The organism is Streptomyces kebangsaanensis (assembly GCF_001906585.1).
Lineage (GTDB): Bacteria > Actinomycetota > Actinomycetes > Streptomycetales > Streptomycetaceae > Streptomyces > Streptomyces kebangsaanensis.
In genome coordinates this window covers 6,653-16,479 of the sequence record NZ_JUJA01000034.1, presented here as the reverse complement: position 1 = coordinate 16,479, position 9,827 = coordinate 6,653, and the positions used below count along the sequence as shown (strand labels likewise).

At 73.4% G+C, this 9,827-nt stretch carries 5 protein-coding genes and 1 pseudogene; 4 read left to right on the top strand and 2 right to left on the bottom strand.

What is annotated here, in order from left to right; genetic code table 11:
* The 3 genes from RH94_RS42295 to RH94_RS04205 form a co-directional block, all read left to right on the top strand.
* The coding region (locus RH94_RS42295; protein ID WP_407697254.1) for an amino acid adenylation domain-containing protein at positions 1 to 6,307 on the top strand (6,307 nt) is incomplete at its 5' end.
* A gap of 95 nt (positions 6,308 to 6,402) precedes the next feature.
* A complete protein-coding gene (locus RH94_RS04210) occupies positions 6,403 to 6,606 on the top strand; it encodes an MbtH family protein (RefSeq protein WP_073946308.1) in 204 nt (67 codons plus the stop codon).
* A 99-nt stretch (positions 6,607 to 6,705) separates the two neighbouring features.
* Positions 6,706 to 7,218 carry a GNAT family N-acetyltransferase gene (locus RH94_RS04205; RefSeq protein WP_073946307.1) on the top strand — a complete coding sequence of 171 codons (513 nt, stop codon included), beginning with the start codon at positions 6,706 to 6,708 and terminating at the stop codon, positions 7,216 to 7,218.
* Between the two features lie 385 nt (positions 7,219 to 7,603).
* On the opposite strand, the gene RH94_RS04200 is transcribed toward RH94_RS04205, so the two are convergent.
* Together RH94_RS04200 and RH94_RS42290 are read right to left on the bottom strand one after the other, a co-directional pair.
* The gene (locus RH94_RS04200) at positions 7,604 to 8,764 is read right to left on the bottom strand and encodes a sigma-70 family RNA polymerase sigma factor (RefSeq protein WP_234425524.1); all 1,161 of its coding nucleotides are present in this window, start codon (positions 8,762 to 8,764) and stop codon (positions 7,604 to 7,606) included.
* A 248-nt stretch (positions 8,765 to 9,012) separates the two neighbouring features.
* A pseudogene (locus tag RH94_RS42290) lies at positions 9,013 to 9,297 on the bottom strand (sigma-70 family RNA polymerase sigma factor); the annotation flags it as partial.
* 249 nt (positions 9,298 to 9,546) lie between these two features.
* On the opposite strand from RH94_RS42290, the gene RH94_RS40575 reads away from it, so the two are divergent.
* Positions 9,547 to 9,827 (top strand): hypothetical protein (locus RH94_RS40575; protein ID WP_158073014.1); only part of this gene is annotated, 281 nt, incomplete at its 3' end.

Genomic DNA, 9,827 nt, shown 5'->3' with positions numbered 1-9,827 from the left:
GGACGTGACCGGCCTCGAGCCGCTGACCGAGGACGACCGCGCCCTGTTGGAGGGGTGGGACGCCACCGCCCGGCGGACGGCGCCGCGCAGCCCCGTCGAGCTGTTCGCCGAGCAGGCCCGCCGCACCCCCGACGCGCCCGCCCTGCGCGACGGCGACACGGAGCTGACGTACCGCCGCCTCGACGACTGGTCCGACGCCGTGGCGTCCCGGCTCCTGGCCGGCGGCCTGCGGGCGGAGGACCGGGTGGCGCTGCTGATGGACCGCTGCGCCGAACTCGTCGTCGCCCAGCTCGCCGTCCTCAAGGCGGGCGGCGCCTACGTACCGGTGGACACCCGTGCCCCCGAGGAGCGGCGCCGCACGCTGATCGAGCGGGCGGGCGCGACGGCCGAGCTGACCGCCGCGGACGTCGCCGCCGCACGCACCCCCGTGCCGGGCGCGCCCGCGGCCGTACCCGCGGACGCCGACCGGCTGGCGTACGTGATGTTCACCTCCGGGTCGACCGGCGAGCCCAAGGCGGTCGCGGTACGGCACCGTGACGTGGCCGCCCTCGCCACCGACAGCCGTTTCACCGGCGGGGTGTGCGATTGGGTGCTGCTGCACTCCCCGGTGGCCTTCGACGCCGCCACCTTCGAGGTGTGGGCGCCCCTGCTCACCGGTGGCTGCGTGGTCGTGGCACCGCCCCGGCCCCTGGACGCGGCACTGCTGCGGTGCCTGGCCCGCGACGGCGGCCTGAGCGCGCTGTGGCTGACCGCCGGCCTCTTCCGGCTGCTGGCGCAGGACGCGCCGGACTGCTTCGCCGGCCTGCGCCAGGTGTGGACCGGCGGCGACGTGGTGCCCGCCGCGGCCGTACGCCGCGTGCTGTCCGCCTGCCCCGGCCTGACCGTCGTGGACGGCTACGGCCCCACCGAGACGACGACGTTCGCGACGTCCTTCGTGCTCACCGACGCGACGGCCGTCCCCCACGCCGTGCCCATCGGCCACCCGCTCGACGACATGCGGGTCCACGTCCTCGACGGCCGGCTGCGGCCCGTGCCGCCGGGCTGCGCCGGCGAGCTGTACCTCGCCGGCGAGGGCGTGGCACGCGGCTACCTGGGCCGTCCCGGCGACACCGCCGCCCGCTTCCTCGCCGACCCCGCCGGCCCGCCCGGCACGCGCATGTACCGCACCGGCGACCTGGCCCGCCGCCGCTCCGACGGCACGGTCGAGTTCCTGGGCCGCACCGACGACCAGGTGAAGATCCGCGGCTTCCGCGTCGAACCCGGCGAGGTGGAGGCGGCCCTCGCGGCGCATCCCGGCGTCACGGACGTGGCGGTCGTGGCCCGCGAGGACCGGCCCGGCAGCCGGCGCCTGGTGGCCTACGTGGTCGGCCCCGAGGACGTCACGGCCGTACGGGAGTACGCCCGGCGCTCGCTCCCCGACCACCTCGTGCCCTCGGCGTTCGTCGCCCTGCCCGCGCTGCCGCTCAGCGGCAACGGCAAGGTCGACCGGGCCGTCCTCCCGGCGCCGGAGCCCGCGAGCGGTGACGGGCGGGGTGAGCCGACCGCGCCGCGCACCGACGCCGAGCGGCGCACCGCCGACGTCTTCGCGGAGGTCCTCGCCGTGCGACGGCCCGGCGTGGAGGACGACTTCTTCCAGCTGGGCGGTGACTCCATCCTCAGCATCCGGCTGGCCGCCCGCCTGTCCGAGGCGTTCGGCACCGACCTGTCACCGCGCGAGGTGTTCACCCACCCCACCCCCGCCGCCCTCGCCGCCCTGCTCACCGCGGAGCCGTCCGGCGACGCCGCGCCCACCGCGATCGTCCCGGTCCCCCGCGACACACCCGCCCCGATGTCGTACGCCCAGCAACGCCTGTGGTTCCTGGAGGAGTTCGCGCCGGGCAGCGGCGAGTACGTCACCGCGCCGGCCCTGCGCCTGCGCGGCCGGCTCGACGTGCCCGCCCTCACCGCGGCCCTGCGCGCCCTGGTCGAGCGGCACGAGGCGCTGCGCACCACCTTCGACACGGTGGACGGCCACGGCGTGCAGATCGTCCACCCGGCGCCGGACGTGCCACTGCCGCTGCACGACCTGTCGGCCATGACGGAGACCGACCGGGCGGCCCGGCTGCGGGAGCTGCTGGAGGCCGAGCGCGCCCGCACCTTCGACCTGCGGCGCGGCCCGCTGCTGCACGCGGGGCTGATCAGGCTCTCGGACGACGAGCACGTCCTGACGCTGACCCTGCACCACATCGTCACCGACGGCTGGTCCACCGGAGTGCTCACCGGCGACCTCGCCCACTTCTACCGGGCCGAACTGGGCGCGGAAGCAGGGCAGTTGCCGCCACTGTCCGTGCAGTACGCCGACTACGCCCACTGGCAGCGCGGCAACGGCACGGACGAACACCTCGCGTACTGGAAGGAGCACCTGGCCGGCCTGGAAACGCTGGACCTGCCCACCGACCGGCCGCGTCCGGCGGTGCGCACCCACGACGGCGCCACCGTGCGCCTCGTCCTGCCGCGCGGCACGACCCACCGCCTCGCCCAGGTGGGCCGGTACCGGCAGGCCACCCTGTTCACCACGCTGGTCGCCGCCGCGCAGACCTATCTGGCCCGCCTGACCGGCGGCCGGGACATCACCGTCGGCACGGTCACCTCCGGCCGCGACCGCGCCGAGACCCAGAACCTCGTAGGGTTCTTCGTCAACACCCTGGTCCTGCGCTCCCGCGTCGAACCCGGTCTTCCCTTCACCGAGTTCCTCACCGAGGTACGCGCGACCGTACTGGACGCCTTCGCCCACCAGGAGGCGCCGTTCGAACGGGTGGTGGACGAGGTGCAGCCGGTCCGAGACACCAGCCGCACCCCCCTGTTCCAGGTCATGGTGGTGCTGCAGAACGCCCCGGCCGCCGACCTCGACCTGCCCGGCATCGAGGTCACCGACGTCGACACGGACCTGCGGCACGCGGCGTTCGACCTCACCCTGGAGTTCGCCGAGACCCCCGCCGGAGAACTGCACGGCCTGCTCACCTACAACACCGACCTGTTCGACGCGGCCACCGCCGAACGGATGGCCGACCAGCTCGCCACGCTCCTGACCGCCGTCGCCGACGACCCCGACCGGCCCGTGGGCGCCCTGCCCCTCGCCACCGACGAGACGCTCAAGGCCGTCCTCGACCAGGGACACGTCGCCGCCCGCCCGGTGCCGGCGGCGACGCTGCCGGAGCTGTTCGAGGCGCAGGCCGCCCGCACGCCCGACGCCGTGGCCCTGGCCGACGCCGACGGCCGCGAGCTGACGTACGCGGAGGTCGAGCGCGCCGCCAACCGGCTGGCGCACCGGCTCATCGCCCGCGGCGTGGGACCCGAGCGGATCGTGGCGCTGGCCCTGCCCCGCGGCGCGGAGACGGTGGTGGCCCAGCTCGCCGTGGCCAAGGCCGGCGGTGCCTTCCTGCCCGTCGACCCGGACTACCCCGAGCAGCGGCGGGAGTTCATGCTGCGCGACGCGGGCGCCCGGCTCGTCCTGGACGACCCCGCCGCCGTACGGGACGCGGACGGGCCGGACACCGCGCCCACGGACGCCGACCGCACGGCCGCGCTGACCACCGCCCACCCGGCGTACGTGATCTACACATCCGGCTCCAGCGGCACACCCAAGGGCGTGACGGTGACCCACAGCGGCCTGGCCGCCTTCGCCGCGGCCGCCGCCGACCGCTACGACGCGGGCCCCGGCGACCGGGTCCTGCAGTTCGCCTCGCCCAGCTTCGACGCCTCCGTGCTGGAGCTGTGCGTGTCCCTGCTGAGCGGAGCCACCCTCGTCACCGGGGAGGAAGGCCCGCTCGTCGGCGAGCGGCTCGCCCAGGTCCTCGCCGAACGGCGCGTCAGCCACACGCTGATCCCGCCCGCCGCCCTGGCCACGGTCGCCCCCGAGACCTCCGACGCCCTGCCGCACCTGCGCACCCTCATCGTGGGCGCCGAGGCGTGCCCGGCCCACCTCGTCGAACGGTGGGCACCCGGCCGACGCATGATCAACTCGTACGGCCCGACCGAGGCCACCGTCGTCGCCACCTGGACCGGACCCCTCGCCCCGGGCGCGGGCGCCCCGCCGATCGGCCGCCCGGCCGGCGCCACCCGCGTCCACGTCCTCGACGCCGCCCTGCGCCCCGTCCCGCCCGGCGTCACCGGCGAACTGTACGTGGCCGGACCCGGACTGGCCCGCGGCTACCTGAACCGGCCCGGCCTGACCGCCTCCCGCTTCGTCGCCGACCCGTTCGGCGCGCCGGGTGGGCCCCTCCTGCCCGATGGCGGGCAAGGAGGGAGGATGTACCGCACCGGTGACCTGGCCCGCTGGGACGCGTCCGGCGAACTGCGCTTCGCCGGACGCGCCGACGACCAGGTGAAGCTGCGCGGCTTCCGCATCGAGCCCGGAGAGATCGAGAGCGCGCTGCGCCGCAGCCCGCGGGTGCGCGACGCGGTGGTCACCGTACGCGGTGGCGGGACCGGCCCGGACGGCCGGTCCGGCGGACGGCTCGTGGCCTACGTCGTGCCCGCCGAGGGCACCACGGAGGAACTGCCGGTGCCGGAGCTGCGCGACCACCTCGCCGGGCTGCTCCCGCCGCACATGGTCCCGTCGGCATTCGTGCCGCTGGAGCGCCTGCCGCTCACCCCGAACGGCAAGACCGACCGCGGCGCCCTGCCCGAACCCGGCCCCACGCACACCGCCGCCGGGCCGCGCACGGCACCGCGCACCGACACCGAACACCGCATCGCCCGCATCTGGGCCGACGTCCTCGGCGTGGCGGACGTCGGCGCGCACGACAACTTCTTCCACCTCGGCGGCGACTCCATCCTCAGCATGCAGGTCGTGTCACGGCTGCGGCGGGACGGACTGCACCTGGCCACCCGCGACCTGTTCACCCACCAGACGGTCGCCGAACTGGCCACCGTCGTCACCGGCGCGCCCCGGCACTCCGGGGACGGCCCGGTGAGCGGAGACGTGCCGCTCACCCCCATCCAGGAGTGGTTCCTGACCAGCCCGCGCGCGAGCCACGGCCACTTCAACCAGTCGCTGCTGCTGGAACTCGGCACCGCCCCGGACGCCGCCGCCCTGGAAACGGCCCTGAACGCCCTGCTCGACCACCACGACGCCCTGCGCATGCGCTTCACCGAGGGGGAAGGCGGCTGGCGCCAGTTCAACCCGCCGCCGTCCGACACCGACCGCGACCGGCTCCTGAGCCGCCACGACCTGAGCGGGCTGACCCCCGCCGATGCCGACGCGGCGATGGAGAAGGCCGCCGACGACCTGCACACCGGGTTCGACCTGGCACGCGGTCCGCTGCTGCGGGCGGCCCTGTTCACCGGGGCCGCCGACCGGCCCGCCTTCCTCCTCCTGGTCGCGCACCACCTCGTCGTGGACGCCGTGTCCTGGCGCATCCTGCGCGACGACCTGGAGGCCGCCTACCGGCAGGCCGTCCAGGGCGGGACCGTCGCGCCGGGCGAACGCACCACCTCCTTCCGCGACTGGGCCCGGGGTCTCGCCGCGCACGTCGCGGCCGGCGCACTCGACGACGAACTGCCCTACTGGGAAAGGGCGGTGAACGCCGAGCCCCGGCCGGCCGAGGCACCGGCCGGGCCGGAGACGGGCCTCGTCGACACCCTCACCGTCGAACTGGACGAGGCGGACACCGAGGCACTGCTGCGCGCCGCGCCGACGGCCTACCGCACCCGCGTCAACGACGTGCTGCTCGCCGCCCTCGCCCTGGCCCTGGCCCGCTGGACCGGCCGCGAGGAGGTCCGCCTGGACCTGGAGGGACACGGCCGCGAGGACGTCCTCGACGACGTGGACCTCTCCCGCACGGTCGGCTGGTTCACCACCGTCCACCCCGTCGCCCTCCAAGTGCCCGAACCCGCCGACCTCGGCCCCGCCCGGGACTGGCGGACCCTGGTGAAGTCGGTGCGCCGCCAGCTGCGCGCCGTGCCCGGCAACGGCCTGGGCTTCGGCGCGCTGCGCACCTTCGGTCCGCCCGAGGTGCGCGAGCGGCTCGGACGGGCCGCGCACGGACAGGTCGTCTTCAACTACCTCGGCCAGTGGGACGCCCGCCCGGAGCACCCCGGCGACGGCCTGGTGCGCGCCGAGCACGGATCGTTCGGACGGCACCACGATCCGCGCGACAGCGGCTCCCACCCGCTGGAGGTCGTCGGCGCGGTGCAGGGCGGCCGGCTGTCCTTCACCTGGCACCACCGGCCCGCCCTCCACGCCACGGACACCGTGCGACGTGTCGCGGACGACTTCGCCGAGGCCCTGCGCCGCATCGCCCACCACGCCCGGGACAACCGGTGACGCCCCGCCCCGCGGCCCGCGCCCCACCGCCGGACACCGCACCACCAGCCCATTTCCCGTCACCCGTCCGACCCGAGAGAGCGAGACCGACAGACATGGACGAGAACACCCGCTACCAGGTGCTCCGCAACGACGAGGAGCAGTACTCGCTGTGGCCCGTCGACATCGAGGTGCCCGCCGGCTGGCAGCCCGTCGGCAAGGAGGGCACGGAGGCGGAGTGCTCCGCCTACGTCGACGAGGTCTGGACCGACATGCGCCCGCGCAGCCTGCGGGAGCGCATGGAGAACACCGAAGCCTGACGCGTCCCGCCCCGCCACGAAGGACAGGCCGGGGTGCGTCCCGCAACCGCGCCCCGGCCTCCGCCCCGCCCGCCCGTCCGCCCGTCCCGAGGAGCCGTCATGACACCGGTCCTGCACACCGAACGACTCACGTTCCGGCCCTACCGCCCCGAGGACGAGGACGTCTTCGTGGCCCTGCTGCGCGACGAGGAGGTCTGCCGCTGGATGGGCCAGGAACGCGTGCCGGAGGCCGACATCCGCACGCTGTTCCGCGCCATCCTCACCGACGTCTACCCGCAGCGCAGGTTCGACGTGTGGGGCCTGTGGCTCGAAGAGGTCTACGTCGGCCACGCCGAGGTGAAGAAGACCGGCAACGTCGACGGCCACGAACTGATCACCGCCCTCGCCCCCGAGTACTGGGGCCGGGGCCTGGGCACGGAAGTGGTCCGCGGCCTGCTCCGCCACGCCGCCGACGACCTGGGCCTGAAGGAGGCCTACGGCATGGTCGGCGCCGACAACACCGCCAGCCTGGCACTGGGCCGCCGACTGGGCTTCCGGCACGTGCGCGACGTGGTCGGCGACGACGGCACCGTGACCAAGCTGATGGTGATCTCGACGACGGACCCGAACTGACGCCGGGAGCCGGTCCGGCATCGACGGGCCCCCGGCCTCCGAGGGGCGGGCCGGGGGCCCGTCTGCCATGGCAGCGCGGTCACCGGAACCTCGAACAGGTGGCGGTCCCCGTCCACCAAGGAGTACGTCCGTTGGTGGAGAGGCACCTGGAACTGCTGGGCCCGGCCCTGCACGAGATCGGCGAACAACGTCTCCTTGGCCTGCATGATGGCCCCCTTGATCCTCGATCGTCCGCCGCCGATTACACCAGGCCCGGCCGATCTCCGTACCGGGAAAGCCCCATGATGTGCGGAACCGTCGGGGAACCGGTCATACCGCAGTCCGTGAACGGAGTCGGCATATGCGCCCTGCGTCGACGTCGACGGGGGTGAGGCTGCGTTGTGGTTCAGCCGACGGTGCCGTGGATATCGCCGGCCCCGGGACGGTGTTGCCGGGGGGTGACCGCGATGGGGCGTCCTCTGAACAGCACCCGGAACCACTCGTCCTCCAGCAGGACCGTAACGATCTCACCGGCGTACTGCACACCCACGTAGATCGTCTGCCGGTCCACCCTGATCTGTCCGCTGTAGTGGACCTTCCGGGTCACGTGGAGCTCGTCGGCGAGGTCCACGGACGGTTCCGTCGGAGCGGTCGTGCACGGCTCGGCAACAGGAGGGCTGCTGAGGAGCGGCCGCTGAGGGTTCTGGTACTCGTGGATGAGCTCACGCAGCTTCTCCATGGCCTGTGCTTCGATCTGACGCACACGCTCCCTTGTGAGAACTACGTCCCGACCGATTGCGTCGAGAGTCAACTCAGGTCCTCCGTCAAGTCCGTGCCGAAGGGTGAGGATCCGATGCTCCCGTTCCGTGAGACAGCTGAGCACGGAGTGCACTTCTTCCGGCGACAGATTCCGGTAATACGCGTCGGGTTCGAGCAGATGCGGTCCACTCGTGCTGCGGTCAGCCTCCTCGTGCAGCGCATCGTCGCCGATAGCCTCGGTCAGCTCCTCCAACGGGACGGTTCGGCGCACTTGCGCCAGAAGTTCGGCCGCCTTGACCACTGGTATCCCCACCAGAGCTGCTACTGCTGAGAGAGCGTCGGCTGGGGCGTCGTACCTCAGCTCCCGCGCAGCCTTGTGGAGTGCGGCCACGGTGTCATGGGCGTGTACAGGGAGGCGTACGGTGCGACTCTGATCGGCAATAGCCCGCAGGATCGACTGGCGGATGTGTGGGACGGCATAGCTCGAAAACTTGAAGCCCTTGCGGTGGTCGAACTTCTCGATTGCGCGAAGCAGGCCCAGATTGCCCTCCTGGATCAGATCCATGAGGTCCAGCCCGCGCCCGGCGTACCAGGTGGCAACGTTGACCACCAACCGGAGGTTCGCCTGGACGAAGTCCGTGAACGCTTGCTCCCCGAGACGGACGATCTGCTGGAACTCGCGCCGCAGCTCGGGGGCGATTTTTCTGTCGGCTTTGTCCAGCTTTTCCTGCGCCAGCAGTCCCGCCTCGATGGCCTGGGCCAGCTCCGCCTCCTGCTGCCGGGAGAGCAGCGGATACCTGCCGATCATCTTGCGGTAGTACTTCAGCGGGTTGAAGACGGCCTGGCTCGTACCGGAGCCCTCGAAAGCCGCGTCGGCGGCATCGGCGGCAGGGCGTGCCGGAGGTGCCGGTGCCGGTGCCGGTGCGGGTGGGGCCGACAGGGCCGGAGCCGGGCGCAGCGTCTGTATCGTCAGCGCGGCCAGGTCGAGCCGGCTGTCCGGCCCCACCTCGAGGGTGAAGCGTGGACCGGGCGCTCTCTGCACCGGTACGGCGGGGNGGGGGGCGCGGGTACCTCCTCCGGGGGCCGGGCGGGCGCGGGACGGGCCGGCCCGGACGGCGTCCCCGGACTGCCGGTCGGCACGCCGAACGAGGTCGCCAGGGTGGGAGGAAGCGTGACGCCGTCCCGCACGACTCGGCTCAGGGCCTCGGCGATTACGGTCCTGTCCGTCCCGACCAGCAGCCGCCGCAAGGCCGCCGGAGTCAGGACGCGTTCCGGACCTGCCGCCGCCAGAAGCTCCGCGTGCAGTGCGGCCGGTGCCCCGGCCTCGACATCCGTCGTCATCGACGCCCCCCTTGTGCCCGACAGCAGTGCGACGAGCCCTCTCGTATGGAACCACCGGCCACTGACAAACGCGTCATGCCCGGAGTCCGGCACTCGTCGTCAAACAGGCTCCTTCATGTGTTCCGGCAGAACCGGTGCTCGCCATTCCGTTTGCGCAGCCCTTGTGTTCCAAAGGCAAAGGAATGGTAGAACGGTAGACATCAGCCGGTCCGGACTGCAAGAAGGTACGGCCCGGTCGGGGAGGGAAACATGCTGGTGGATCCCGCGCAGCTGCTGGACGACTGCGAGCGGGCATGGCTCGAGGCGGGGGAGCCGTCGGCCTTCGAGGGGTCGGAGTCCGTCGTCCGGCGGACCACGCTCGTCCTGGAAGCGCTGGTGGCCTACGTGTTGCTCGCCGAACGGTCCGACCTGCCGCGGGACACCGTCTTCACACGCTGGCCCGCCTGTACGGTGCACGCCGTGGCGCTCGGCGCGCAGGGGGAAAGCACCTGCCTCGCACAACTGCTGTCCGAGGCGCAGGCGCGTGTCGT